This is a genomic window from Chthonobacter albigriseus (assembly GCF_013839445.1).
GTDB lineage: Bacteria > Pseudomonadota > Alphaproteobacteria > Rhizobiales > Pleomorphomonadaceae > Chthonobacter > Chthonobacter albigriseus.
In genome coordinates, this window is record NZ_JACDIT010000007.1 from 35,027 (window position 1) to 60,961 (window position 25,935).

Here is a 25,935-nt window from a genome sequence, read left to right on the forward strand (position 1 = left end):
GTGCCAGAAAGGCCGACCTTCATGCACGTCCTGATCCTCGGAGCCGGAGGGATGATCGGCCAGAAGCTTGTTGCCAGACTGGCAGCGGACGGCGCAGTCGCGGGACGGGAGATCGGGACGCTGACCCTGGTCGACGTCGAGGCCCCGCCGGTACCGCCGGCCTTCAGTGGGACTGCGGCCCGCATCGCTGCCGACATCTCCGACCCGGCGACTGCCGAGCGACTGGTGGGCGAGCGCCCGGACCTGATCTTCCATCTGGCGGCGATCGTCTCGGGCGAGGCGGAGGCGAACTTCGAGCTCGGCTACCGGATCAACCTCGACGGGACGCGCCACCTCCTAGAGGCCATCCGCCTGGCGCATGGCGCGACGGGCTACACGCCGCGGCTGGTGTTCGCCTCCTCGGTCGCCGTGTTCGGCGCCCCGTTCCCGGAGCGGATCGGCGACACGTTCTTCACCACCCCGCTCACCAGCTACGGCACCCAGAAGGCGATCTGCGAACTGCTTCTCGCCGACTACAGCCGGCGCGGTTTCCTCGGCGGCATCGGTATCCGCCTGCCGACGATCTGCGTGCGTCCAGGCCGGCCGAACAAGGCGGCGTCGGGTTTCTTCTCCAACATCCTGCGCGAGCCGTTGGTCGGGCAGGAAGCGCTGCTTCCGGTGTCGGAGGACGTGCGCCACTGGTTCGCCAGCCCGCGCGCGGCGGTCGGCTTCCTGCTGCACGCCGCCGGCATCGACCTTTCGCGAGTCGGCCCCCGCTGCAATCTCAACATGCCGGGTCTCTCCGCCACAGTCGCGGAGGAGATCGAGGCGCTGCGGCGCGTCGCCGGCGATCGGGCGGTGGCGCTGATCCGGCGTGAACCGGATCCGGTGATCGACCGGATCGTCGCCGGGTGGGCGCGGGACTTCGACGCGCGGCGGGCGGTGGGGCTTGGCTTTGCAGCCGAGCGCTCGTTCGACGAGATCCTGGCCGTGCACATCGAGGATGAACTCGGGGGCGTAGTTCCCGGCCAAGCGGCCTGAGGACGGCGACGCTCATTCGTGAGTCCTGGCGACAATTGTGCATGCCGGGATCTTGACAACCCATCCCGCCATGGCTTCACTTAACTGGTCTACTGTTTGGACCAGTAGTGCAGTGCGATCGAGAGCGGCCGGGCGCCTAAGGCGCCGCAGAGACCGCCGATCAGAGGCTTCTCCGGGAGGATGCGTTGGCCACAATCGCTCACATCGGGCTCGGGATCATGGGCAGCGGCATGGCCCGCAACAGCCTGAAAGCCGGCCATGCGGTCACCGTCTGGAACCGGACCGATCGAGACCTGCATCCCGATCTCGCAAGCGCGACGCGCGCCAAGTCGATCGCCGAGGCTGCGCAGGCCAGCGACCGCATCCTGGTCTGCCTGACAGGTCCCGACGCGCAGCGCGACGTGCTGCTCGGGCCGGACGGTCTTGCGGCGCACCTGCGGCGCGGCACCATCGTTGCCGACGCGACCACCACCGATCCGAAGCTCACCCACGAGATCGCTGCCGCGGTGACCGCCGCCGGTGCGGTCTATCTGGACACGCCGGTGTTCGGCAGCCGGAACGAGGCCTGGGAGGGCAAGCTCGATTTCGTGTGCGGCGGCCCGCGCGACGCGTTCGAGGCGTTTCGCCCGCTGTTCGACCCGCTCTCCAACAGCGTCCACTATCTCGGCGAGACCGGGACCGGCGCGACGATGAAGCTGGTCGGCAATCTGCTGGTCGCTGCGCAGATGGCATCGCTCGGCGAGGCGCTGTCGATGGCGCGCAAGGCGAACCTCGACCCGGAGGCCGTCATGGGCGTGCTCGACGTCACCGACTACTCCTCCGCGCTGATCCGCGGCGTCGGGCGGGCGTCGTTCAAGGGTGACTTCTCGCCCCATTTCTATCTCCGCCACATGCTGAAGGACGCCCGTCTGATCGGCGACACGGCCCGCGATCTCGGCGTGCCGCTCTCCGCGACGTCGGCGATCGCACAGCTCTACCAGGCGGCGGTCAATCTCGGCCTCGGCGACCTCAACGCCTCGGGCCTGCACAAGATGCAGTTCGACATGGCCGGCCTGAAGGACTGAGGTCCAAGAGGTCGCGCATCGAAAACCCGCCGGTGTCGCCTGCACCCGGACGGGAAACCCAGAGCAGGCTTGGGAGGATATTCGGCATGAAGAAGATCGTCGGAATCTCGTCGCTTGCTGTCGCCGTAGCCTTCGGCGCCGCCACGCTTGCGGGCGTCGCCGTCGCGCAGGAGAAACTGGACATCCCGACCGTCGTGAAGATCTCCGGCATCCAGTGGTTCAACCGGATGGAGGAGGGCGTGAAGAAATACGCCGCCGAATCCGGACACAACGCCTTCCAGGTCGGACCGGCCAAGGCCGATGCCCAGCTGCAGGTCCAGATCCTGGAGGACATGATCGCCCAGAAGGTCGACGCCATCACCGTGGTTCCGTTCTCGCCGGAGGCGCTGGAGCCGGTTCTGCAGAAGGCACGCGACCAGGGCATCAAGGTCGTGGCGCACGAAGCCTCTTCGATTCAGAACGTTGACTACGACATCGAGGCCTTCAAGAACGAGGACTTCGGCGCCCAGCTGATGGACCGCCTGGCGGCCTGCATGGGTGAAGAGGGCGAGTACGCCGTGTTCGTCGGCAGCCTCACCTCCAAGACCCATAACCAGTGGGTCGATGGCGCGATCGCGCGCCAGAAGGAGGCCTATCCGAAGATGACGCTGGTCGGGTCCAAGAACGAGACCTACGACGACCAGCAGCAGGCCTATGCCAAGGCGCAGGAGGTGATGCGCGCCTTTCCGAACGTGAAGGGCTTCCAGGGCTCCGCGTCGACGGACGTCGCCGGCATCGGGCTCGCCATCGAGGAGCGCGGCCTTGAGGCTCAGACCTGCGTGGCCGGCACCAGCCTCCCGTCGATCGCCGGCCAGTACCTCGAGACCGACGCGGTGGATGCGATCGGCTTCTGGGATCCGGCCGACGCCGCGATCGTGATGAACAAGGTCGCTGCGACGCTGATCGAGGGCGGCAAGATCGAGGACGGCGCCAACCTCGGCGTTCCGGGCTACGAAGCCATCAAGCTGGACGGCAAGGTGATCTACGGCGAAGCCTACAAGCTCGTCGACAAGACCAACATGAAGGACTTCCCCTTCTGATCGGGTCTCACCCGGGCTCCCGGCGTGCTTTTGCGCCGGGAGCCCCCAATCTGCCGACGGTGCTCCATGACCGATCTGCCCCTGGTGAAGCTCTCCGGGATCTCCAAGGCGTTCGCCGGCGTCCACGCGCTTGATGACGTGAGCCTTTCCGTGGGGCGGGGCGAGATCGTCTGCCTCGCCGGCGAGAACGGCAGCGGCAAGTCCACGCTGATCAAGATCCTCGCCGGGGCGCAGGGCGCCGACAGCGGGACCATCGAGATCGACGGGCAGGCGCGCGGCTCGCTCCATCCGATCGAGGCCGTGCGAGCCGGCATCCAGGTGATTTACCAGGACTTCTCGCTGTTCCCGAACCTTTCCGTCGCCGAAAACATCGCCTTCAACGACCAGCTGGTGCACGGCCGCCGCCTCGTCGACAAGCGCCGCAACCGGCGGATCGCGCGCGAGGCGCTCGCCCGGATCGGTGTCGACATGGACCTCGACCGCGTGGTGGAGACGCTGCCGGTCGCCGACAAGCAGCTCGTCGCGATCAGCCGGGCGCTGCTCCACGATGCGCGGCTGATCGTGATGGACGAGCCCACGACTGCGCTCACGGAGCGCGAGGTGCGCGCACTGCTCCAGGTGATCCGCAAGCTGCAGAAGGACGGCGTCGCGGTGCTCTTCGTCAGCCACAAGCTGAAGGAGATCTTTGCCGTCTGCGAGAAGATCGTGGTGCTGCGGAACGGTCGGAAGGTCGCCGACGGGCCGGCGCGCGAGTTCGACCTTGCCTCGCTCACCTACCACATGACCGGCCGCCACGTGACGGCGGTGGAGCTGCCACCGGCGCCCGGCGAGGGCAGCGCGGAGCTCCTGCGCGTGGAAGACCTCGGCCGCGGCAGCCAGTTCGACGGGGTCAGCTTCAGCCTCCGCGCGGGCGAGGTGCTCGGCATCACGGGGCTGCTCGGCTCCGGCCGGACGGATCTCGCAAAGGCGCTGTTCGGGCTCGCGCCCGCCGATCGGGGGCGGATCGTCGTCGGGGGTCGTCCCGTTGCGATCACCAGCGTCAAGGACGCGATCGGCCTCGGCATAGGCTATGTGCCGGAGGACCGACTGACCGAAGGGCTTTTCCTGCCACAGGCGATCGGCCGCAACGTCGCCGTCGGCATCCTCGACCGCTTCGCCGGCCGTTCCGGTGTCGTGGATCGGCCGCGGCTCTCGGATGCGGTGGAAGGATGGGTGCGCCGGCTGAAAGTGGCGACGCCATCGACGGCGCTGCCGGTGCAGAGCCTCTCCGGCGGCAACCAGCAGCGCGTCGTGCTCGCCCGCTGGCTGGCGATCAACCCGCGGATTCTCATCCTCAACGGGCCTACGGTAGGAGTCGACGTCGGTTCCAAGGCCGACATTCACGCCATCATCGCCGACCTCGCGCGCGAAGGGCTCGGGGTGATCGTGATCTCCGACGACCTGCCGGAGGTGCTTGCCGCCTGCCACCGCATCCTGGTGATGCGGGAGGGGCGGATCATCGAGGAGGTCGGGCGGGACTCCGCGGACGAGGACACGCTCGCCCACCGCCTGGCGAGCTGACGGGAGGCACGGACGATGCGATCGCTGTTCTCCCGCAACGAAACCCTGGTGGCGCTGATCATCGTCGCCTTCTGCGTGGTGACCGCGATCGTGGAGCCGCGCTTCCTGACGATCACCACGATCACGGATCTCCTGCGCAACGGCATCGTGATCGGCATCTTCGCCATCGCGGCGATGCTGGTGCTCGTTTCCGGCGGCATCGACGTCTCGTTCACGGCGATCGCGGCCTTCAGCATGTACTCGGCGACGAAGCTGATGATCGCGCTCGGGGTCGGGGACCAGATCATCGTCGCCTTCCTTGTTGCAGCCGCGATCGGGCTGACGCTCGGGCTGATCAACGCGGTCTTCATCGGTACCCTCAAGCTGCCGACGCTGATCGTCACGCTCGGCACGCTCACCGCCTTCCGTGGGTTCCTGCTCACGTTCGTCGGCAGCCAGCTGATCACCAACGTGCCGCCAGGCATGCGCGACTTCGCCCGCAGCATGATCTTCCGCGGCGAGACGCCCGGCGGATCGTTCGTGGCGGTGCCGACCGCGACGCTGTTCCTCGTCGGTGCGGTGGTGCTGACGTGGTTCATCCTGAACCGGACGGTGCTCGGGCGCAGCATCGTTGCGATGGGCGGTTCGCGGGAATCGGCGGCGCGCGTCGGGATCAACGTCACGGCGATGCAGTATTTCGTCTACGGCTACGTCGGCGTGCTGTCTGGGCTCGCCGGCATCGTTCACGCCTCGCTCGCTCGGGTCGCGAACCCCTTCGACCTGGTGGGCCTGGAGCTCCAGGTGATCGCGGCCGTGGTGCTCGGTGGGGCGCGGCTGACCGGAGGCCACGGCACCATCACGGGCACGCTGCTCGGCGTGACGCTGATCGTGCTCATCAACAACAGCCTGATCATGCTCGGCATTCCGTCCACCTGGCAGAACGTGGTGATCGGCTTCCTCATCCTGCTCGGCACCGGTATGCCCGCCTGGCAGGCGCGGCGCCGCGCGGCGGCATCGGCCTGAAAGCGGAGCGCACGCCACCCATGCAGACGCCCAATCCCTCAACGACCGCAGATCCAACAGCGTCCCGCCTCGCATCGCCGTTCCGGGGCGATCCGACGATGGCGCGGCTACTTGCGATCACCATCGCCATCTTCGTGGTGATGAGCCTCCTGAAGCCCGGGCTGTTCTTCACCTGGGGCAACTTCAGCTCCATGGCTTTCCAGTTCCCGGAGTTCGCCATCCTGTCGCTTGCGATGATGATTGCCATGCTGACCGGCGGCATCGACCTTTCCGTGATCGGGCTCGCCAACCTCTCCGCGATCCTCGCCGCCTTCGTGCTCACCGCCTTCGGCCCGGACCTCGCCGCCGGCGGCTCCGCGTTCGGCGTGATCGCACTCGCCGTCGCGACGGCGCTGGCCATCGGTGCGATCGGCGGGCTCGTCAACGGGTTGATCATCGCGGTGATCGGCATCCCGCCGATCCTGGCGACGCTCGGCACCGGCCTGATCTTCACCGGCATCGCCGTCGTGCTGACGGAGGGACAGGCGGTGCTCGGCTTTCCCGCCGCCTTCAGCGTGATCGGCAACGGCTCGATCTACGGGATCCCGGTGCCGCTGGTCATCTTCGCGGTGCTGGCAGTCGCGGTGGCGTTCCTGCTCAACCGCACGGCCTTCGGGCTGAAGCTCTACCTGATGGGCACCAACGCGCTCGCCTCGCGGTTCGCGGGCGTCGACAACACCGGGCTCACCGTCCGGGCCTATCTCCTCAGCGGCACGCTCGCCTCGATCGCCGGGGTGGTGCTGATGTCGCGCGCCAACTCGGCCAAGGCCGATTACGGCACGTCCTACCTGCTGCTCTCGATCCTGATCGCCGTGCTCGGGGGCATCAATCCCTACGGCGGGTTCGGCAAGGTCGGCGGCCTGGTGCTCGCCGTGCTGTCGCTGCAGTTCCTGTCCAGCGGCTTCAACATGCTCCAGTTCAGCAACTTCGCGAAGGAGTTCATCTGGGGCGCGCTGCTGCTGCTGGTGATGGTGGTCAACGGACTTCAATTCGGCCGGACCCGTCCGCGGGCGGCCGCCAGGGAGGGAGGGAATCCATGAAGAAGATCCTGAACAAGGCCGAGAACTTCGTTCCGGAGATGCTCGACGGGCTCCTCAAGGCGCACCCCGATCAGCTCGCCCATGCCGGGGAACTGCACGCGATCGTGCGCGCCGACGCACCGGTCCAGGGGAAGGTGGCGCTCGCCACCGGCGGCGGCTCGGGCCATCTGCCGGTGTTCCTCGGCTATGTCGGAAAGGGCCTGCTCGACGGCTGCGCCGTCGGCGACGTGTTCTCCTCGCCCTCGGCGGAGCAGATGCTGGCCGTCACGCGGCGGATCAGCGGGGGCAAGGGCGTCGTCTACATCTACGGCAACTACGGCGGCGACGTGATGAACTTCGACATGGCGGCCGAGATGGCCGAGATGGACGACATCCCCGTCCGCACCGTGCTGGTGCGCGACGACGTCGCGTCTGCGCCGCCGGCCGAGTGGGAGCGCCGCCGCGGTGTCGCGGGCATGGTGTTCGCCTTCAAGGTGGCGGGCGCGCTTGCCGAGAAGGGCGGCTCGCTCGACGAGGTTGCCGCGATCGCGGAGAAGACGCTCGCCAATCTCCGCACCATGGGCGTCGCGCTGTCGCCCTGCACGGTTCCGCTCGCCGGCCGGCCGACCTTCACCATCGGCGACAACGAGATGGAAATCGGCATGGGTATCCACGGCGAGCCCGGCATGAAGCGCGAGACGCTGCAGACCGCCGACGAGATTGCCACGCGCATGCTGACGGCAATCCTGGACGATCTGAAGCCCGCCGCCGGCGATCGGGTGGCGGTCATGGTCAACGGTCTCGGCGCTACGCCGCCGGAGGAACTCTACATCCTCTACCGTACCGTCCACGACCTGCTCGCCGAGAGGAACATCCGCGTGCATCGGGCCTATGTCGGGGAGTACGCGACCAGCATGGAGATGGCTGGCGCGTCCTTCACGATCCTGCGGCTCGACGACGAATTGGCCGACCTCCTCGACGCGCCCGCGCGCTCGCCGTTCTTCGTGCAGGTTTGACCATGAGCGAGATCGATGCAGCCGCCGTTGCAGCGGCGATGCGGCGGGTCGGGGCGGCGCTGGAAGCCGCGCGAGACCGGCTGACCGAACTGGACCAGGCCGTCGGGGACGGCGACCTCGGCATCACGGCCGGCAAGGCGGGGCAGGCGATCGCCGCGCATGCCGACGGGGATCCGGGCGAAGACCTCGGCAAGTTCGTCGCGCAGGGCGGCATGGCGGTCAACCGTGTCGCCTCTTCGACCATGGGCACGTTGCTCGCCACGGCGCTGATGCGCGCGGGCAAGGCGGCGAGCGGCAAGGCGACGCTGACCAGCGCCGACCTTGTCGCGATGCTGCTCGCCGCCGACCAGGGCATCCAGGAACGCGGCAAGGCGAAGCCGGGCGACAAGACCGTCGTCGACGCGTTGCATCCGGCGGCGCTGGCCTTCGAGGCGGCGATCGGGGAGGGCGCTTCGCTTGCCGATGCCGGGCAGCGGATGCTCGAGGCGGCACGCCAGGGGCTCGACGCCGTCACGCCGCTCCGGAACAGGATCGGTCGCGCCGGCTGGGTCGGAGAACGGACCGAAGGCGCGGTCGATCCCGGCTGTGCGGCAATGGTTGTGATCCTGGAAGCTCTGTCGAGGTCGGACCGGGCGAGCCCTTAGGCCTCACACGGCTCGTAGAACCTCGCGCAGACCGTTTCGGTACCCCGGTCGATCCTGTCGATCTGTTCGTTCGTCAGCCGCTTCTTCCAGTTGTCGAGGTTCTTCCGGCTGTCCAGGCGCACGCCGAAACCGTCCTGATCGCTTGGATTGTGGGAACCGCTCACCTGCTCGACGAACCGGGCCTGCTTCGGACCGAAGTGGAGGTCCACAGCCTTGAAGAGGGCCCTGAAGCCGCTCACCGGATCCCGCGACAGGTCCTCATGCCGCGCGAAAACCCAGTCGGGGTGCTTCTCCCGGTAGACATCCGCGCGGTGGTAAATGCAGTTCCACAACAGAATTCCCTGGTCGACGATGTCAGGTTGTCGTCTCGCGTAGGCTGCGATTTGCTCCCGGAAGGGTGCGAGAGTTTCCATCAACTTCGGTTGTGACGAGAGATTGGTGAAGTCGAAGTTCCAACCCTTGACGAGCAAGCTCGACACGAAGGCGCGGGGATGCCTGATCATCACCACGGGTCGCATGCCGAAATGGGCGGCGAGCCATTCGGCGGAGAAGAAGGCCAGCGGGTCCTTGTAGATCACGCGGCTGGAGCGCCGAAGAACGTACTTGGATCTCCGGAGAGCATACTTGGCGAGAGGCTTCAGCCCCGGACGGAGAAGCACCGCTTCCTGCCAGTAGGGGTAATCCTTGATCGTCGAGGCGATACTGGCGCGGTAGGCCGGATCGGAGTCCTCGTGGAGATAGAGGTACCAGTGACGCGGGTCGAAGTTTCGCTGCTCGTTCCTCAAATGGATGTTGAACGGCTCGAACACCAGTCTCGTGGCTGGCGCGGAACTCAGCACGGAGCCGACCCAGGTCGTACCGGATCTATGCGACCCCGTGACCAGGACAGGGCCTCTTCGGTCTCTCAGCCCGATCATTTTTCGGGCCTCGTCGGCAAACAACGCTTTCTTGTCATGCAGCGGCTTCCAAGCCGCGCGCATACGCTTTCGGAGGGGCGAAATCCGGCCCTAAACCAAGCAAAACGAACGGACTGTCTGCTCAAAACGAAGGGTTGAATGCACCCGGCTCTTTCGATCGTCTCGACGCACGTGCCTATGACCATAGTATCCTCATGCACGAGTCCGCCGCTCCGTTCCCGCTGGATGCGAGCGGACGGACCTGAAAATGCTCCAATGACGAACGGGCTCCGGCCGCGAAGGTTGCCCGCCTCAGACGTTGAACGCGCAGTCCCGACACCGCTGCCGCAAAAATGAGCGGTTCATGGCGTCGGTACGGTTGTCCGGCGGATTGGCGGCCGGAATAGCCACCCGGCTCTGCCCCGGGCTCCATGCGATTAGGTAAAGATACATATTCGCATGCTAAACGGCAACAGTTGGGCGACGACATCGTGCCGGTCGCTTGCCAACCTCCCGGATCGGATGTCCGGCCGCTGCCTCAGCCGGTTATCGAGTCCACGTCCCGACGGGTTCGCCGTCATGGAAGATCGTGGCGACTCGCCCGTCGATCTCCGCGACGAAGCACTTCTCCGCCTGTTCCTCCCAGCGAAGGCAGAACGCCTCGGCGCGCACTGCCCAGCGGCCTTTCCACGCCTTGTCCGGCGCCGAAAGCAGCGCGGTCCCGTCGGGCAGCAGGATGAAGGTCGCGACCAGGCCGGAGAAGGTCTTCGCCTGGAACGGCTTGCCGTTGGCGAAGGCGCTGACGAGTTCGGCGACCGCCGGTTCCTGGGCTGCGGCCGCGGTGACCATCGTCGTCAAGACGACCAGCAGACTTGCCAGCTTGCCCATCGCGCTCCTCGCCGCCGGATTCGACGAGCTTAGCGAGAGGCGTGGAGTCGGGGCTAGGGACATATTCCCTATTCTGCAAACTTCGTATCGGAAAGCAGCTGGAAGCCTGATTGCGGTTCGCCAGGACCGCCTGCCGCGCGTCCGGAACCGGAGATGAACGAGGCAACGTCGCGCCGGCCGGGTGATGCCGCCGTCTAGTCGACCGCGTTCGGCGGCTGATCGCGGGAGAGCAGAGCGGTTCCCAGCCCTTCCACCTGGATGATCGACACCCCCGCCTCTTCGAAGGCGCGCAGAACCTGCGCTTCCGTGGCGCGATGGAGTTCATGCGCGCCGACTTCGAAATCCTTGATCGTGCTGCGGGAGACCTGGGCCCGTTCCGCGAGGTCGGCTTGCGACCAGTCCAGCAGGCCACGCGCGCCTCGACAGAATGCCGGTGTCAAACTGCGGTTTCTAACGTCTTGAACCATAGTGCATGTCAACCATATTGGTTGGTATCACCCCAATATGGTGCTTTCCAGCAAGAAATCCAGACCGAGGACAGCTCATGCCGCACGACACACCCCTGATCTCTACGATCGTCGCGGGCCTCGTGCTGGCTTTCATCTTCGGTGCCATCGCCAATCGGTTTCGTCTGCCACCGCTGGTCGGCTATCTCGTCGCCGGCATCCTGGTAGGACCTTACACGCCCGGTTTCGTGGCCGATCAAAGTCTTGCGCCCGAACTCGCCGAGATCGGCGTCATCCTGCTCATGTTCGGTGTCGGGCTGCATTTCTCCCTGAAGGACCTGATGTCCGTCCGCTTCATCGCGGTGCCCGGCGCGCTGGCCCAGATCGGCTTCGCCACGCTGCTCGGCTGGGCCCTCGGCTGGGCGATGGGATGGACAACGGGCGGGGGTCTCGTATTCGGCCTGGCACTCTCCGTCGCCTCCACGGTGGTCCTCCTGAAGGCGCTCCAGGAGCGGCGGCTGGTCGATACCGAACGCGGCAAGATCGCGGTAGGGTGGCTGATCGTGGAGGACCTTGCGATGGTCCTGGCGCTCGTGCTGATCCCGGCTGCGGCCAGCGTCAGCGACGGCGGCCACGGCGGCGGCGATCCCATGGTGGCGACCTTGGGGCAACTCCTCGGCGTGGATCTCGGCCTGACCGGGATCATCGGCGTGACCCTGCTGAAGGTGGCCGCCTTTGTCGGTCTCATGCTGGTGGTCGGCCGGCGCGTGATCCCCTGGATCCTGCACCGGATCGCGCACTCTGGAAGCCGCGAGCTGTTCCGCCTCGGCGTGCTGGCGATCGCGCTGGGGGTGGCCTTCGGGGCCGCCAAGCTGTTCGGCGTCTCGCTCGCGCTCGGCGCGTTCTTCGCCGGCATGATCCTGTCGGAGAGCGAGCTCAGCCATCGAGCCGCGCAGGAGAGCCTGCCGCTGCGCGACGCCTTCGCCGTGCTGTTCTTCGTCTCGGTCGGCATGCTGTTCAATCCGGCGATCCTCATGGAGAGCCCGGGGCCGTTGCTTGCCACCGTCGCCATCATCGTGGTCGGCAAATCGATCGCGGCCTTCCTGATCGTCTTGGCGTTTCGCCGCAGCACCGGCACGGCGCTGACGATCTCGGCCAGCCTGGCGCAAATCGGCGAGTTCTCCTTCATCCTCGCCGAACTCGGGGTGGGGCTGAACCTGCTGCCGGAGGAGGGCCGGAACCTGATCCTGGCCGGCGCCATCATCTCGATCATCCTCAACCCGCTGATCTTCTGGCTGGCCGAAACGGTCAAGCCGGGGCTTGAGACCCGCGTCATCCGCCAGCCGCCCCGCGCCGCAACCGAACCGGCGGCCGAGACACGGGTGACCGCCCCGCCGGCCGGAAACGGACCCGCCGCTGCTGCGCCGGAAATCGAGGCCGCCCGCTCGGGGCCCGATGCTGCAGGACGGGCGGATGTCCCGGAGGCAGCCGGCGAGGTCGAGGACATCCGTCCGACCTCGCTCACCGGGCATACGGTGCTGGTCGGCTACGGCCGGGTCGGAAGCCTGATCGGCAGCGCACTGACTGCCGATGGCGCGCCGCTGGTGGTGATTGAGGATGCCGACCAGCGTGTCGACGCCCTGCAGGCGGCTGGCATCGAGGTGATCGTCGGCAACGCCGCGGCGGCCGACGTCCTCGCCCTCGCCAACCTTGCGGCCGCCCGTTGCATCCTGGTCGCGATCCCGGAGTCCTTCGAGGCTGGTCAGGTGGTCGAACAGGCCCGCAAGGCCAATCCCGGCATTCTGATCATCGGGCGCGCGCACTCCGACGCGGAGGTCGATCACCTCACGGGGCTGGGGGCGGACGTCGTGATCATGGGCGAGCGGGAGATCGCCCGCGGCATGCTGGATCGTGTGCGGCGTCAGCCGGACCTCCCGGTTGCCGCGGAGGCGAGCGCGGGGTCGACGGCGGGCGCTCCGGTCTGATAGGCATCAAGGATGACGTTCGCGAACCTTCGAGGCAGCGGGATCGACCAGACGCCGGCATCCGTCGGCGCCCGGTCGCGCGCGACCGCGACGGTTGTCGCTCTCGTCTTCGCCTACATCGGCTTTCTGCTTGGGGCGCCTGCACCGGACTTCCGGATCGGATCGGCGCAAGCAGGCGTCCAGGGCGCGCAAGGCTGGCAGCACCTGGCCGGCCGCGAGGGTCCTCGGGCCGTCGCCACAGTCGACCGACCGGATCCGCGGGTACCGTCGCCGCCGTCCCCGCCGGCCCTCGGGCCCGCGCGCGCCGCCGGCCTCCCGACGGTCGACCGTTCCGGCGAGGTCGTCGTCCGGCGGCCTACGACGCCCCGGGCGGTCTCCCTTTCCCGCGCCCACCCGCCGCGAGCGCCTCCCACCGTGCCGGCCTGATCCTCATCCCTGATCAAGGCGCGCCCCCGCTTCGATGCCGAACGGCTCGACGCTGTCGGCGCAGGCACGGACATTCCCATGAAGACCTCTCCCTGGTTGGTGGCCACCTACGTGGTCATCGTCGCGCTCGGCATCCTGACCGCCCTGCCGAACATTCTCTCACAGTCCACCCTCGACTCGCTCCCGTCCTGGCTCCCGCGGGACAAGGTCTCGCTCGGCCTCGACCTGCGCGGCGGCTCCCATCTCGTCCTGGAGGTCGACGGGGCCGACCTCGCACGGGAGCGCCTGCAGACCCTGACGCAGGACGCCCGGCGCGCGCTCCGTGACGCTGGCATCGCCGACACGACGATCAGGCGCTCCGACAGCGGGCTCGTCGTTCGCCTCGGCAACCCGGCCGACCGAGCGGCCGCTCTCACCGCGCTCAACGGCCTGGCGACGACCGTCGGCATCTCCGGCACCCCGGACCTGGCGTTCGCAGGGGAGGGTGGCACCATCACCATCGGTCTGACGCAAGCCGGCCTTTCCGATCGGACGAGCGCGGCCGTCGAGCAAAGCCTGGAGATCATCCGTCAGCGCATCGACCAGGTGGGCGTCGCCGAACCGACCATTCAGCGCGTCGGCGCCGACAGGATCCTCGTCCAGCTGCCGGGCGTTCAAGACCCGGCGCGTATCCGCGACCTCCTCGGCTCGACCGCCAAGATGAGCTTCCACCTTCTGTCGGAGAGCGCCGTAGACGGAGCGGTGCCGCCGGGCGTGACGATGCTGCGCGACGACGAGGGCCGCAGCTACCCGGTCGACGACCGCATCGAGCTCAACGGCGACCGGCTGACCGACGCCCGGGTCGGCTTCGATCCGAACACCAACGAACCGATCGTGTCGTTCCGCTTCGACACGGCGGGCGCCGCGCGGTTCGCGGAGATCACACGCGCCAACGTCGGCAAGCCCTTTGCCATCGTGCTCGACGCCAAGGTGCTCTCGGCGCCGGTGATCCGCGAGCCGATCACCGGCGGATCGGGTCAGATCTCCGGTAACTTCTCCGTGGAGAGCGCCACCGATCTCGCCGCGCTGCTGCGCGCGGGTGCCCTGCCGGCCAAGCTCACCGTCATCGAGGAGCGCACGGTGGGCGCCGATCTGGGTGCGGACGCGATTGCCATGGGCGTCACCACCGGCCTGATCGGCTTCGGCCTGGTGGTCGGGTTCATGGTGGTTCTCTACGGCGCGTGGGGGCTGCTGGCCAACCTGGCGCTCGGCCTCAACGTGATCCTCACCTTCGCCGGCCTGTCGCTGCTGGGGGCGACGCTGACGCTGCCGGGCATCGCGGGCATCGTGCTCGGCATCGGTCTCGCCGTCGACGCCAACGTCCTGATCAACGAGCGCATCCGGGAGGAGACGCGCAAGGGACGCAGCGCGATCGCGGCCCTGGACGCCGGCTTCAAGCGCGCCTTCGCCACCATCGTCGACGGCAACGTCACGGCGCTGATCGCCTCGGTGCTGCTGTTCTGGTTCGGCTCGGGCCCGGTGCGCGGCTTCGCAGTGACCATGGGCCTCGGCATCGCGATCTCGATGTTCACCGCGGTCTCGATCGTGCGCGTTGCGATGCTGGCCATCGTGCGCCGTTTCAAGCTGAAGACGCTGAACATCCGGCCGCTGCTGCCCGTTCGGCTCATTCCGGACGGCACGCGCATCAACTTCATGAAGGCGCGGTTCTTCGGCATCGGCTTCTCGGCCTTCCTGTCGGCGGCCTCGATCGTTCTGTTCGTGACGCCCGGCCTCAACTACGGCGTCGACTTCCGCGGCGGCATCCAGATGGAGGTGGTCACCGAAGGGCCGGCTGACCTCGCCGCTTTCCGCTCCGGGCTCGACGATCTCGGCCTTGGAGAGGTCGCGCTTCAGGAGTTCGGCGACGCCCGCCACGTGCTGGTCCGGGTGGAGCGCCAGCCGGGCGGAGAGGTGGCGCAGACCGCCGCCGTGGAGACGCTGAAAGCGGAGGTGCGAGCGATCGACCCGACCGCCGAGGTGGAACGGACGGAGGTCGTCGGACCGAAGGTTTCAGGCGAATTGGCCACGGCCGGCCTGCTTTCCGTCGTGTTCGCCAGCCTGGCGATGCTGGTCTACATCTGGGTCCGGTTCGAATGGCCCTTTGCAGTCGGGGCAATCGCTACGTTGATCCTGGACGTCACCAAGACGGTCGGCTTCTTCGCGCTGACCGGCCTCGACTTCAACCTGACCGCCATCGCCGCCCTGCTGACGCTGGTCGGCTATTCCGTCAACGACAAGGTCGTGGTGTATGACCGGATGCGGGAGAACATGCGCCTCTACAAGGCGATGCCGCTGCGCGAGATCATCGATCTCTCGATCAACGAGACGCTCGCGCGCAGCCTCTACACCTCGGTGACGGCCTTCCTGTCGCTGCTGCCGATGGCGATCTGGGGTGGTAGCGCGGTGGAGAGCTTCGCCGTGCCGATGATCTTCGGCATCGTCATCGCCGCGTCCTCATCGGTCTTCATCGCCGCGCCGATCCTCCTGTTCCTCGGCGATTGGCGCCGGCGGCGGGCGGCAGGCATGGCGAACCGGATCGAAGGGAGCGCCCCGGCCTGAGGCCGCACCCGAGCGTCGACGTGCCGGCCGGCGCCTGAATTCGGCCGGCACGTTCATGCCGGCGATCCGTAGTCGTGGGTAGTTCCGTTCGAACTTTACCGTACAGATTCTTCGATCTCCTCCTGGAATGGGACATCGGATGATCAATCCAATCCAACTCCCTAATAGTTAACGTTGTTATATTTGCTCCTCGTGCATTATGAAATTACTTTTCCGAAGAAAATGTCAGGATGACATACTTTTTTGTGTTGGATAGCTTCAAAGTATTCGATCAGCAGTTGCCCCTTCTCGTATTACTCGTGAAATCGGGGTAGACAGATCTGGAACCGGAGAGGGGGGCTTATCCGGGATCTCACGACTGCCATGTATTGAGCATGGTTCAACGTGGAAGGCGACCGCTGCTCCTTCAGCAGCGGTCGTTTGCATTCCGGAGTTGCTGCCCCTGCAACGGAGCACAGCAGCACGCATGTCGACACAGGCACCATCGCCGACGGGACGGGAGAGCCCCTTCTTCGAGAACGAGTTCATAGTGACGAAGACGGACATGAAAGGCCGTCTGACTTATGCCAACGACGTTTTCCTGCGCGTGTCGCGGTTCAATTCGAACGACGTGATCGGCAAGCCTCACAACATCATTCGGCACCCGGACATGCCCCGGGCCATCTTTCAGCTCCTGTGGGAGAAGATCGAGGCTCGCTGCGAGATCTTTGCCTATGTCGTCAATCTGGCGTCCAACGGCGACCACTACTGGGTGCTTGCCCACGTGACGCCGAGCTTCGACGGCGCCGGCAACGTCGTGGGCTACCACTCGAACCGTCGGAAACCGGACGGGCCGCAGGTTGCTGCCATCAAACCCCTCTATGCCGCACTCCTCGAGGAGGAGCGCCGACCGACGAAGCGGAAGGACGGGCTGCATTCCTCTCGCTTCCTGCTCGACACCATCCTCCGTGACAAAGGGCTCGGCTATGATGAGTTCGTCCTATCTCTTTAAGTCCAGACTGGCGATCCTCTCTGCGGGTATCCTGCTGTTCTTGCTGTTCGTCCTGCGCGTCATCGATTTGCTGCCTGTCGTGGTGGAGCTTTCGATCTTCGCACTCGCCGCCGCTGTCCTTGGAGCGGGGATGTACTTTACGGCGATGCTGGAGGGTCTTCTCGATCGGGTGGCCTCGGTCTGCGAGGCAGCGAGCCAAGGCGACCTGGAGGCCCGCGTTCTCGATGCGATCCAACCGGGGCCGGTCGGACGACTTCAGGGCTCGGTCAATCGCGTCCTCGATGTGTCGGATGCGTTTGTGAGGGAAGCCGCCGGATCGATGGCAGCGGTGGCTGCGGGCAAGTACTTCCGAAAGGTCATGTTGCGCGGCATGCCGGGCGCCTACGCCAATGCGGCTCGAACCCTCAATGCCGCCACCCACACGATCGACGAGCGCACCGTCGCGTTCGCGCGGTTTGCCGAGGAGAACGTCCGCAGCGTGATGGGCAGCGTCTCGGCCGCTGCCGCAGAGATGGAGGCCAGCGCCGGTTCGTTCGCGTCCTTCGCCAAACGGAGCGAGACCCTGGCCACCTCGGCAGCAAGCGCGTCGACACAAACCACTGCAAACGTGCAGTCCGTTGCCGCGGCCGCGGAACAACTCGCAGCGTCGGTGGACGAGATCTCGCGGCGCGTGAACGATTCGTCAGGTGTCACGCAGTCTGCTGTGGAACAGGCGCGCCGCACCAATGATCTTGTGGGCAGGCTCGCGGCGGCTGCGGAGCGGATCGGCGACGTGGTGCAGCTCATCACGTCGATCGCCGAACAGACGAATCTGCTCGCGCTCAACGCCACCATCGAAGCGGCGAGGGCGGGGGAGGCCGGACGAGGTTTCGCCGTCGTTGCGAGCGAGGTCAAGAGTCTTGCTGGTCAGACCGCCAGTGCGACCGACGAGATCCGGGCGCAGATCGCCTCGATCCAGGCGGAGACACGCAAGGCGGCGGCTGAGATCGGTGCCATCAGCGACACGATCCAGGGTGTCGACCAGATCGCGGCCGCCATCGCCGCCGCTGTCGAACAACAGGGGGCGACGACGCGGGAGATCTCCCGGAACGCCAGTGAGGCTGCGCAAGGCGCAGACGAAGTCACGCAGAGCGTCGTCGGCGTCAGCGCCGCCGCGATAGAAACCGGTGGTGCCGCAGGTCAGGTCTTGGAAGCCGCGGCGGAGCTGTCACGCAACGCTCAACTCCTGAGTGGCCAGATCGACAACTTCCTTGATCGCATGAAAGCGGCGTAGGCGGCCCGCTCCGCCGTACTGGAGGCGAGCGACGTGCGAACACGGCCGAAGGCTTGCCTCCCGTATCGCTCTGGCGCGATCCTTGCCCCGGAGCGACGATACATGCGGCCCCTGATCGAAGCGGCCGGGTCGAGGAACGCAAGTATCTGCCGATCGCCAGCGCGCATGCATCATCGCAGAACGTCTTGACGGCAGAGCACCGGTGACACCGGCCGGATGGCAGCAAGGCGGATGTTTCAGCTGTTCCTGCCCGCGCAAGAACGAACACCCCCGCTGCCGATCGTGGCCGACACTGCCGACATCCGCGCTCTGCCCGTTCTCGGCCTTTGCCCTGGCGACAATCGGCCTTAGGGTCTGCGCGGAGGAGATCCGTCTTTTGCAGTTAAAGGTCGGATCCGCCGCGGCCTGGACTGGAAACGCCAGCCTGGAGCCAACCTTACGACGGAACGGAGAGAAAGCCATGGCTCGGTTGGGGAGAATTGCAGGCGTGGTCCTTTTCCTGCTGCCGCTGGCCTGGAGCGCAGCCGCTGGCGCCGCGGACGTCGCGGGGTCGAAGGACGACCCGCTGATCGGCCGTTACGAGGGCTCGGAGATCGTCGAGTACTCCACCACCGAGTTCGATGCGGCGAAGGTGATCACGGGGCCGATCGATCCAGCGACGATCGACACGGGAGCAGGCGAGGGCTGGCTCCCCGTGGAGGGCAAGGTGACGCTGATCTACTACATGCTGCCACCGGACCGTTCCACGCTGGAAGTCCTGCGCAACTACCAGTCCTCCATTGAAGGGAAGGGTGGCGCTGTCGCCTTTACCTGCGACACCCAGGACGGCACCTGCTACGCGGGGGGCAGCGAGACCGCCGGGTACCTGCTCGGACAGGCGGTCGGTCCGGTCCTGGCGCTGCCCAAGCTGAACGGCGACTACGTGCACAACTGGTTCGGCAACCGCGGTCGCTATCTCTACGCCACGTTCGACAAGCCGGAAGGCAAGGTCCACGCGGAGGTATTCCTCGGCGAGAGCGGCTCCGGCAATGTCGCGGTGGTCCGCGTGGTCGAGACCACGGCCATGGAAGCCGACAAGATCACCTTCGTCGACGCCTCCCAGATGCGGTCCGCGATCGACGAGACGGGCCGGATCAGCCTCTATGGCATCCTGTTCGACTTCGACAAGGCGACCCTGAAGGATGAATCCAAGCCGACGCTGGACGAGATCGCCAAGCTGCTCACCGAGGATCCCGACCTGGAACTCCTGGTCGTCGGGCACACGGATTCGGAGGGCAGCTTCGACTACAACCTCGACCTCTCCAATCGCCGCGCCGCCGCCGTCGCGGCCGCGCTGGTGGAGACCTACGGCATCCCACAGGCGCGGCTTTCCTCGTTCGGCTGTTCGTTCGCGGCCCCGGTCGCATCCAACGCCGACGAGGCAGGACGGGCTAAAAATCGCCGAGTGGAACTGGTGCAGCGCTGAGGGCGGGGCCGGCAAAGACCTGGGGTCGCGCGTCCGAGCGGTTCCTCGGAGCGAAAAAGGCAAGGTCAGCGCTGGTGCCGGCCGGTGCCGCCGCGGCCACGACGGGGCGATGCGGCCCAGCCCATCAGTTCAAAAAAGAGATGGCGGAGCCGGAGGGATTCGAACCCTCGGTACGGGTTTACGCCCGTACAACGGTTTAGCAAACCGCCGCCTTCAGCCTCTCGGCCACAGCTCCAACGGCTGGAATGCGTAGTGGATGACCGAGGTCCGGTCAACCCCCGCAGGGATGCGCGGTGGGGAAGTCGGCAGGGCCGCGGGCAGGGGCTGCCGCACTTGCGGGTTCTCGGCTTTCGGCCCGCGGTTTTGGCACGCAGTCGGGGGTGCCGTCCGAGGGGGGTGACGGCCGTTGGGCGCCCGATCGCATGACGGCTGCGAGCGATTCGACGCGGTGTCCGTGCGCGGAATGATGCCGCCTGGCTCGGCCGTGCCGGCCTCGCGCCGTGCGCAAAGCCGGGAGGCAAAGGGCGGCCGTCGAGGCCGGGCGGTCGCGTGGAGGCTTGTCTCCTGGGATGCTCCGGATCGCTGCCGTCTCTCAAGAAACTCGTAACTTGCATGATTTGGCGCAAGGGAAAGCCGGGCGTTCGGGCGTATCCTTTCGATCCTCGAGCCCGGCGCCGGCTGGAAACACGCAGCGGAAGCCGTGGCCGGAGCAGGAGGCATCGCATGACACACACAGACCACCTCGACGCGCTGGAGTGGCTGATCGTCTTCGACGGCCGCAAGATGCTGGCCTTCCAGAACAGCGGGACGCGCCGGACGCCGACCCTCGCGCTCCGCTTCGAGAGACTTGCGGTGACGGGACCTGCACGGTCGCTTGGAACCGACCGTCCCGGCCGGGTGCAGCCCTCCGTCGGCACCGCGGGTAGCGCCGTGGAGACCCCGGACCTTCACGACGCGGCAGAAGCTGCGTTCGTCCGGGAGACGGCCACGCTTCTGGACGCCTCCGTCAGGGACGGGACGATCCGCTCGGCCGTGGTCGTCGCCCCACCACGGGCGATCGGCATCTTCCGCGAGGCCGCTCCGGTGACCCTGAAGGCGGTGATCCGCGCCGAGCTGACCGCCGACCTGACGAAGGAGCCGGTCACCGACCTTGAACGGCGCTTCTCACCTCAGGGCTGAGGGGGCGTCAACCGGCTGGAAAGGGGTCCCCCCACTAGAGTGGAGGGCGTGGGGAGCCCCTGTAACTTCCCGCTAAGGTGTCGGGGGGTATCATGATCTTTCATAGGGAAAACAAAAACCGTCCGATGCTTATGGAGCAGGTGGTGGCCATTACGCGATCTGTGCCGGTCTCGAGCGATCAGCCCGTCGGCCGGGGGATTGGGCGGATCGTCTTCGATGAGACCCCCTCCGGTACGAAGAGCCGCAAGGCCGCCAAGCCTGTGCGGAAGGAGCCGGGGATCAATTGGCTTGCCTGGATCGTCTGCGGCCTCGCGGTCGCTGTGCTCTGCGTCGGCGCAACCGCCAGCATCGTCCACGTCGTCAACCGGCCGGTTGTCGTGCCGTTGCCGAAGAACGTGACCACGGAGCGCCCCGGCGACACCAACTGGTACCAGCGGATGAACGGGCAGTACCAGCATTGGGTGATGAAGCCGGACGGCTCCTTCGAGTATGTCGGGGCCGTTGAAGCCGGACGCGACCCGAATTTCAGCGACCGCAAGTCCAACGCGGCCACGGCCGACCAGCGCCGCAAGGCGCTGCGCGATGCGGCGAACGGGACGGCCTCTCAGTAGCCTGCGGTGGAACCGATCGGCCGTCCCGCGTCTTCTTCCCCGAAAGCGGGAGAACGGCATGGCCAACAACAGCAACAGCGATCCGGAACGGCGGTCCGGCCACATGGGGCAGGGCGCGAACCAGCAGGGCCAGACGGCACCCCCGCGCGGCGCTTCGCTCGGCCATCGCGTCACGCTCGACGAGGATGGCGAGCCTCGGCCCGAAAAGCCGGATGTCGCCCGCGCGCGCAAGGGAATCCACACGGACGACTGATGGTGGCGGTCAGGCGTCCTCGAAGCCGGAAAGCACGTTCACGGCGTTGATCCCCACTTCCGCCACGGCGTAACCGCCTTCCAGAAGGAAGAGGGTGGGAAGCCCGGCTTGTCCGATCAGCCCGCCGTAGCGACGGAAGTCGTCGCTGGTCAGCTTGAAGAAGCTGATCGGGTCGCGCTCGAAGGTGTCGACGCCGAGCGACACCACGATCGCCTCGGCCCCGAAGGCCCTGATGCGCCGCAGTGCGTCAGCCAGGGCGTCCGACCACTGGTCGTATGCCGTGCCGGGAGGCATCGGGTAGTTCACGGTGAAGCCTTCGCCGGCGCCTTCACCGACCTCATCGGCATAGCCCATGAAATGCGGGAACGCGTCGGCCGGGTCGCCGTGGAGCGAGGCGAAGAAGACGTCGCCGCGCCGGTAGAAGATGTCCTGCGTGCCGTTCCCGTGGTGGAAGTCCACGTCGAGGATCGCGACTCGTCCAGCGCCGGCGTCGCGCAAGTGCTGGGCGGCGACGGCGGCGTTGTTGATAAAGCAGTAGCCGCCGTAGAGATCGTAGGCGGCGTGGTGGCCGGGCGGGCGGCAGAGGCCGAATGCGCCCTTCTCACCGCCCGCGACGAGCGCGGCGGCCGTCAGCGCGACGTCCTTGGAGGCCTGCGCGGCTTCCCACGTCCCGGGCCCGATCGACGTCTCGGTCGACATGGCGTAGTAGCCGAGCTTGCCGTCGACGTGACGGGGCACGCGGTCGACCATCCGCCGGGCCGGCCAGCAGGTCGGGATGGCCTCGCCCTCATAGCCGGCGGCGGCCCACTCGTCCTCCACCGTCGACAGGAATTCGATCAGGCCCGCGTCGTGCACTTTCAGCACCGGGTCCAGGCCATGTCGGGTCGGCGCCACCACGTCTCCCAACCCGACCTCCTGGACACGGTCAAGGACGATGCGTGCGCGCTCGGCCCGTTCGTGCGGTGGCACCAGCACACCGCCGTAGAGTTCGGTGCGGACGTTTCGTTTCTCGTGGTCGGCTGAGAAGACGGTGATCATGCTTGGCTTGTCCCAGGGGTCACGCGGGTTGGCGGACCGTCATGCTAGAGCGCTTTGCAGTCCGGCGAAATCGCCGGGTTGGTCGGTACCGCAGAAACGGGATGCTGCAGATACAGGCGGGGTCGCAATCGCCGCGACGCCGGCTTATCAGGCTGTTCGCCGAGCCGGTTCGGGCGCTAGCGGCGCGCGGACGATGGTAGATGGCCGGTGGGATGCGATCGACGTGCCAACTGCCGCGCCGGCTGCGGCTGTTCATCGCCTTGGTAAGGTTCTGTCGGGCTAAGGTGAATCAAACGTATCGGTTCGAGGGGTTCAGTCTGGCGTTTCGGTTGTTCGGCGACAGATACGCGTCGGTTGTTTCTAGCAAAACGGAGCTCTGATCGTTGTTGTATCACAAATCATGGATCTGTCTGGATCCGGTTTTCTATGTGATCAGATTAAACATTTATAAGATTTTGGATGAGAGGCTTGCCGCTAACGGGACAACATCTGGCTCCCGTCATGGAGGCTTGAAGATGGTTGGGAAGTTTCACGAGTTTCTGCGCAACGAGTCTGGTGCGACGGCCATTGAATATGGCCTTATCGCTTCGCTGATCGCCGTCGTCATCATCGGTGCTGCGACAACCCTGGGCACCAAGATCTCGAACACCTTCGGCCGGGTTTCCAACCAGCTCAGGTAATACGGCCGGATCCCAAGTCGATCCCCGCGCAAAGGTCGCCCCGTCGGGCGACCTCTTTTTTTGTCCGGGCCCTGTCGGATCCTGGCGGTTCGTCGGTTCGCCCGACGAGCGGACCGACAGAAACCTGGAGCTTGTTCTTAAAATCTTCAGGTTAAGTGTACTTAACGGGATTCACCGATGTCGGTTAGCATGTCTGTAGAGGTGGGCCTGCTAGGTTGTTTTCAGCGAGGACAACTCGCAACAGACATACGGAGAGGCCCCAATGCGTCAGACCATCAAGAACTTCATCCGCAACGAATCCGGTGCCACGGCGATCGAATACGGCCTGATCGCCTCGCTGATCGCAGTCGTCATCATCGGCGCTGCTTCGACCCTGGGTTCGAAGATCAGCAACACCTTCTCGCAGGTTTCCAACCAGCTGCGTTGATCCGTCCGGATCCAGACCATCCGGCGGTGCCAATGGCCGTCCCTTTCGGGGGACGGCCTTTTCTTTTTCCGGGCGGGCAGGCGAAAAAAAGGGCTCTTCCCTTTCGAGAAGAGCCCTTCAGTGAGGCTCGCATCCCCCATTTGTCCGCGAGCCGGAGCGGAGCCGGATCGTCCCGCTGTCCCCCGACGGGGGACGATCCGGACCTCGATGCCGATCAGGCCACCCGGTCGGGCGGCGTGCGGCCATCGAAGAAAGCTTCAAGATTGGAGAGGACGCGCCAGCCCATCGCCTCGCGGGTCGAGGCAGTCGCGCTGCCGAGGTGCGGCAGCAGCACCGCGTTCTCGCACTCGTAGAGGTCGGTGACGATCCGCGGCTCGCCTTCGAACACGTCGAGGCCGGCGCCCTTGATCACGCCCGCCTTCAGTGCGTTGGCGAGCGCCACGCCGTCGACGACCTCGCCGCGGGCGGTGTTGACCAGGATCGACGTCGGCTTCATCAGCTTCAGCCGGTCGGTGCTGATCAGGTGGTAGTTCTCCTTGCCGCCGGGCATGTGCAGCGAGACCACATCGGCCTCGCGCAGCACGTCCTCGATGGTGTCGCGCTTCTCGGCGCCAGTCTCGGCGGCGAGTTCGGGCTTCACCGGGAACGGGTCGAAGTAGATCACCTTCATGCCGAAGCCGAAGTGGGCGCGCTTGGCGGCTTCGCGTCCGATGCGGCCGAAGCCGAGCACGCCGAACACGCCGCCGGAGACCTTGGTGCCGATCATGTGGGTCGGGCGCCAGCCGGTCCACTTGTGCGCGCGCACTTCGCGCTCACCTTCGCCGGCACGGCGGGCGGCCATCAGCATCAGCGTGATGGCGAGGTCGGCGGTGCACTCGGAGAGCACCTCCGGCGTGTTGGAAACCTGGATGCCGGCCTTCTTGGCAGCTTCCGTGTCGATGTGGCTGTAGCCGACGCCGTAGCTCGCCAGCATCTTGGCGCGCGGGTTGGTCACGTCGAGCGCGGCGGCGTCCACCTTGTCGGACACGGTCGGGCAGACCGCATCGTAGGCGAGCAGCGCCTCGCGGATCTCGGCGCCGGTCATCGGGATGTCGCTCTCGTTCAGCGTCACGTCGTAGAGCGCCTTGAGCTTCTCCTCGACGACCGTGGGCCAGCGGCGGGTGACGAGCACTTTCTTCTTCGACACGGGTGTTTCCTCTGAGGTTCTTGGGGAAAGCAGGACCGGGTCCCGCCGCCTCCGTGATGGCCCGCGGAGGCGGACCACCCACGCATTCTGCCTTCGATTTCGCTTCCCTACAGCCCTGAAAGCTCCGCTCGAAGCCGTGCGGCACATCCGTCCGTCGATCGGGAGGCGGGCGGCCGGACGGATCCGGCTCCGGGGAGGAGATACCACCGTTCCTTCCGGCCGCCCGTTCCCGTCACTCCGCTGCGACGCGCAGGCCGGAGAGCATCTTCTGCACGGTGGAGGCGAACTCGGCCGGCGTCGGGACGATGGTCACGCCGCATTCCTTCAGGAGTTCCACCTTCTCGGCCGCGGATTCGCCGACCGACGACACGATGGCGCCGGCGTGGCCCATCTTGCGGCCCTTGGGCGCCGACAGGCCGGCGATGTAGGCGCAGACCGGCTTGGTCATGTGGTCGCGGGCATACATGCCGGCTTCCACTTCCTGCGGTCCGCCGATCTCGCCGATCATGATCACGGCGTCGGTGTCGGGATCGTTCTCGAACAGTTCGAGAATGTCGCGATGCGAGCAGCCGTTGATCGGGTCGCCGCCGATACCGACGGAGGTCGAGACGCCGATGCCGATCTCCTTCAGCTGCGAGGCGGCCTCGTAGCCGAGGGTGCCGGAGCGGCCGACGATGCCGATGCGGCCAGGCAGGTAGATGTGGCCCGGCATGATGCCGACCAGCGCCTCGCCCGGGGTGATGATGCCCGCGCAGTTCGGCCCGAGCAGCCGCATGCGGTTCTCGGCCTTGTAGCGCTTCATGTAGCGCTTCACGCGCATCATGTCCTGGGTGGGGATGCCGTCGGTGATGCAGACCGCGACCTTGATGCCGGCATCGGCGGCTTCCATGATCGAGTCGGCTGCGAACGGAGGCGGCACGAAGACGATGGAGACGTCGGCGCCGGTGGCCGCGACGGCATCCTTGACGGTGTTGAACACCGGCTTGCCGTGGATCTCGGTGCCGCCCTTACCCGGGGTGACGCCGCCGACGACCGGCGAGCCGTAGCGGATCATGTCCTCGGCGTGGAACGAGCCGATCTTGCCGGTGATTCCCTGGACGATGATCTTGGAGTTCTTGTTGACCAGAACGGACATTGGTTCTCTCCTTCG

25 protein-coding genes, 1 tRNA gene and 1 other annotated feature are annotated in these 25,935 nt (G+C 66.5%); of the genes, 19 read left to right on the forward strand and 7 right to left on the reverse strand.

Annotated features, from left to right (window positions below):
- The first annotated feature begins 21 nt into the window (after nucleotides 1-21).
- The 8 genes from denD (at nucleotide 22) to HZ321_RS16880 (ending at nucleotide 8,443) form a co-directional block, all read left to right on the forward strand.
- Nucleotides 22-1,020 (forward strand): D-erythronate dehydrogenase, encoded by a 999-nt coding sequence (denD, locus tag HZ321_RS16845; RefSeq protein WP_181703562.1) that lies wholly within the window; start codon nucleotides 22-24, stop codon nucleotides 1,018-1,020.
- A 185-nt stretch (nucleotides 1,021-1,205) separates the two neighbouring features.
- Nucleotides 1,206-2,084: an NAD(P)-dependent oxidoreductase gene (locus HZ321_RS16850; RefSeq protein WP_181703563.1), complete on the forward strand. Its 879-nt coding sequence runs from the start codon at nucleotides 1,206-1,208 to the stop codon at nucleotides 2,082-2,084.
- Nucleotides 2,085-2,170: 86 nt separating this feature from the next.
- Nucleotides 2,171-3,163: an autoinducer 2 ABC transporter substrate-binding protein gene (locus HZ321_RS16855; protein ID WP_181703564.1), complete on the forward strand. Its 993-nt coding sequence runs from the start codon at nucleotides 2,171-2,173 to the stop codon at nucleotides 3,161-3,163.
- Between the two features lie 66 nt (nucleotides 3,164-3,229).
- Entirely contained in the window at nucleotides 3,230-4,723 is a 1,494-nt protein-coding gene (locus HZ321_RS16860; protein WP_181703565.1) for a sugar ABC transporter ATP-binding protein, read from the forward strand.
- Between the two features lie 15 nt (nucleotides 4,724-4,738).
- Nucleotides 4,739-5,725, forward strand: coding sequence for an ABC transporter permease (locus HZ321_RS16865; protein ID WP_181703566.1), 987 nt, complete (start codon nucleotides 4,739-4,741; stop codon nucleotides 5,723-5,725).
- A gap of 98 nt (nucleotides 5,726-5,823) precedes the next feature.
- Nucleotides 5,824-6,804, forward strand: coding sequence for an ABC transporter permease (locus HZ321_RS16870; protein WP_181703567.1), 981 nt, complete (start codon nucleotides 5,824-5,826; stop codon nucleotides 6,802-6,804).
- Nucleotides 6,801-7,799 carry a dihydroxyacetone kinase subunit DhaK gene (gene dhaK / locus HZ321_RS16875; RefSeq protein WP_181703568.1) on the forward strand — a complete coding sequence of 333 codons (999 nt, stop codon included), beginning with the start codon at nucleotides 6,801-6,803 and terminating at the stop codon, nucleotides 7,797-7,799. Before HZ321_RS16870 ends, dhaK begins: the two co-directional genes overlap by 4 nt.
- Nucleotides 7,800-7,801: 2 nt before the next feature.
- Entirely contained in the window at nucleotides 7,802-8,443 is a 642-nt protein-coding gene (locus tag HZ321_RS16880; RefSeq protein ID WP_181703569.1) for a DAK2 domain-containing protein, read from the forward strand.
- Here HZ321_RS16880 and HZ321_RS16885 read toward each other — a convergent pair.
- The 3 genes from HZ321_RS16885 to HZ321_RS16895 all read right to left on the reverse strand — a co-directional run bounded on the left by HZ321_RS16885 (nucleotide 8,440) and on the right by HZ321_RS16895 (nucleotide 10,694).
- Nucleotides 8,440-9,423 (reverse strand): sulfotransferase, encoded by a 984-nt coding sequence (locus HZ321_RS16885; RefSeq protein WP_181703570.1) that lies wholly within the window; start codon nucleotides 9,421-9,423, stop codon nucleotides 8,440-8,442. The two genes, HZ321_RS16880 and HZ321_RS16885, sit on opposite strands and share 4 nt — an antisense overlap.
- 293 nt (nucleotides 9,424-9,716) lie before the next feature.
- Nucleotides 9,717-9,773 (reverse strand) — a sequence feature (sul1 is cis-regulatory element that is thought to sense ions involved in sulfur or methionine metabolism; They are found in Alphaproteobacteria).
- Between the two features lie 112 nt (nucleotides 9,774-9,885).
- The gene (locus HZ321_RS16890) at nucleotides 9,886-10,227 is read right to left on the reverse strand and encodes a hypothetical protein (protein WP_181703571.1); all 342 of its coding nucleotides are present in this window, start codon (nucleotides 10,225-10,227) and stop codon (nucleotides 9,886-9,888) included.
- Nucleotides 10,228-10,421: 194 nt separating this feature from the next.
- On the reverse strand, nucleotides 10,422-10,694 hold the full coding sequence (locus HZ321_RS16895) for a helix-turn-helix transcriptional regulator (protein WP_181703572.1): 273 nt from the start codon (nucleotides 10,692-10,694) through the stop codon (nucleotides 10,422-10,424).
- A 77-nt stretch (nucleotides 10,695-10,771) separates the two neighbouring features.
- Between HZ321_RS16895 and HZ321_RS16900 the strand changes: the two genes are divergently transcribed.
- From HZ321_RS16900 to HZ321_RS21955, 6 genes are all read left to right on the forward strand, one after another.
- A complete protein-coding gene (locus HZ321_RS16900; protein ID WP_181703573.1) occupies nucleotides 10,772-12,658 on the forward strand; it encodes a cation:proton antiporter domain-containing protein in 1,887 nt (628 codons plus the stop codon).
- 12 nt (nucleotides 12,659-12,670) lie between these two features.
- A complete protein-coding gene (locus HZ321_RS16905) occupies nucleotides 12,671-13,084 on the forward strand; it encodes a hypothetical protein (RefSeq protein ID WP_181703574.1) in 414 nt (137 codons plus the stop codon).
- Nucleotides 13,085-13,162: 78 nt separating this feature from the next.
- Nucleotides 13,163-15,682, forward strand: a complete 2,520-nt coding sequence (secD, locus tag HZ321_RS16910; RefSeq protein WP_181703575.1) for a protein translocase subunit SecD — start codon at nucleotides 13,163-13,165, stop codon at nucleotides 15,680-15,682.
- Nucleotides 15,683-16,148: 466 nt separating this feature from the next.
- Nucleotides 16,149-16,673, forward strand: a complete 525-nt coding sequence (locus HZ321_RS16915; RefSeq protein WP_181703576.1) for a PAS domain-containing protein — start codon at nucleotides 16,149-16,151, stop codon at nucleotides 16,671-16,673.
- Nucleotides 16,648-17,946 carry a methyl-accepting chemotaxis protein gene (locus HZ321_RS16920; RefSeq protein WP_181703577.1) on the forward strand — a complete coding sequence of 433 codons (1,299 nt, stop codon included), beginning with the start codon at nucleotides 16,648-16,650 and terminating at the stop codon, nucleotides 17,944-17,946. The genes HZ321_RS16915 and HZ321_RS16920 overlap by 26 nt, the downstream gene beginning before the upstream one ends.
- Nucleotides 17,947-18,433: 487 nt before the next feature.
- On the forward strand, nucleotides 18,434-19,411 hold the full coding sequence (locus tag HZ321_RS21955; protein WP_181703578.1) for an OmpA family protein: 978 nt from the start codon (nucleotides 18,434-18,436) through the stop codon (nucleotides 19,409-19,411).
- Between the two features lie 141 nt (nucleotides 19,412-19,552).
- Here the strand turns inward: HZ321_RS21955 and HZ321_RS16930 are convergent.
- Nucleotides 19,553-19,646, reverse strand: a tRNA-Ser gene (locus HZ321_RS16930).
- 488 nt (nucleotides 19,647-20,134) lie between these two features.
- On the opposite strand from HZ321_RS16930, the gene HZ321_RS16935 reads away from it, so the two are divergent.
- The 3 genes from HZ321_RS16935 (at nucleotide 20,135) to HZ321_RS16945 (ending at nucleotide 21,454) form a co-directional block, all read left to right on the forward strand.
- Nucleotides 20,135-20,590, forward strand: a complete 456-nt coding sequence (locus HZ321_RS16935; RefSeq protein WP_181703579.1) for a host attachment family protein — start codon at nucleotides 20,135-20,137, stop codon at nucleotides 20,588-20,590.
- Between the two features lie 143 nt (nucleotides 20,591-20,733).
- On the forward strand, nucleotides 20,734-21,201 hold the full coding sequence (locus HZ321_RS16940) for a hypothetical protein (protein WP_181703580.1): 468 nt from the start codon (nucleotides 20,734-20,736) through the stop codon (nucleotides 21,199-21,201).
- Nucleotides 21,202-21,259: 58 nt separating this feature from the next.
- Nucleotides 21,260-21,454, forward strand: coding sequence for a hypothetical protein (locus HZ321_RS16945; RefSeq protein WP_181703581.1), 195 nt, complete (start codon nucleotides 21,260-21,262; stop codon nucleotides 21,452-21,454).
- A gap of 9 nt (nucleotides 21,455-21,463) precedes the next feature.
- Here the strand turns inward: HZ321_RS16945 and HZ321_RS16950 are convergent, their stop codons facing one another.
- Entirely contained in the window at nucleotides 21,464-22,492 is a 1,029-nt protein-coding gene (locus tag HZ321_RS16950) for a histone deacetylase family protein (RefSeq protein ID WP_181703582.1), read from the reverse strand.
- Between the two features lie 515 nt (nucleotides 22,493-23,007).
- Between HZ321_RS16950 and HZ321_RS16955 the strand changes: the two genes are divergently transcribed.
- Together HZ321_RS16955 and HZ321_RS16960 are read left to right on the forward strand one after the other, a co-directional pair.
- Nucleotides 23,008-23,172: a Flp family type IVb pilin gene (locus HZ321_RS16955; protein ID WP_181703583.1), complete on the forward strand. Its 165-nt coding sequence runs from the start codon at nucleotides 23,008-23,010 to the stop codon at nucleotides 23,170-23,172.
- Between the two features lie 262 nt (nucleotides 23,173-23,434).
- Nucleotides 23,435-23,599 (forward strand): Flp family type IVb pilin, encoded by a 165-nt coding sequence (locus tag HZ321_RS16960; protein WP_181703584.1) that lies wholly within the window; start codon nucleotides 23,435-23,437, stop codon nucleotides 23,597-23,599.
- A gap of 214 nt (nucleotides 23,600-23,813) precedes the next feature.
- Here HZ321_RS16960 and HZ321_RS16965 read toward each other — a convergent pair whose 3' ends face one another.
- Both HZ321_RS16965 and sucD read right to left on the reverse strand, forming a co-directional pair.
- A complete protein-coding gene (locus HZ321_RS16965) occupies nucleotides 23,814-24,785 on the reverse strand; it encodes an NAD(P)-dependent oxidoreductase (protein ID WP_181703585.1) in 972 nt (323 codons plus the stop codon).
- Between the two features lie 232 nt (nucleotides 24,786-25,017).
- Nucleotides 25,018-25,920, reverse strand: a complete 903-nt coding sequence (sucD, locus tag HZ321_RS16970) for a succinate--CoA ligase subunit alpha (RefSeq protein ID WP_181703586.1) — start codon at nucleotides 25,918-25,920, stop codon at nucleotides 25,018-25,020.
- Between the last annotated feature and the right edge of the window lie 15 nt (nucleotides 25,921-25,935).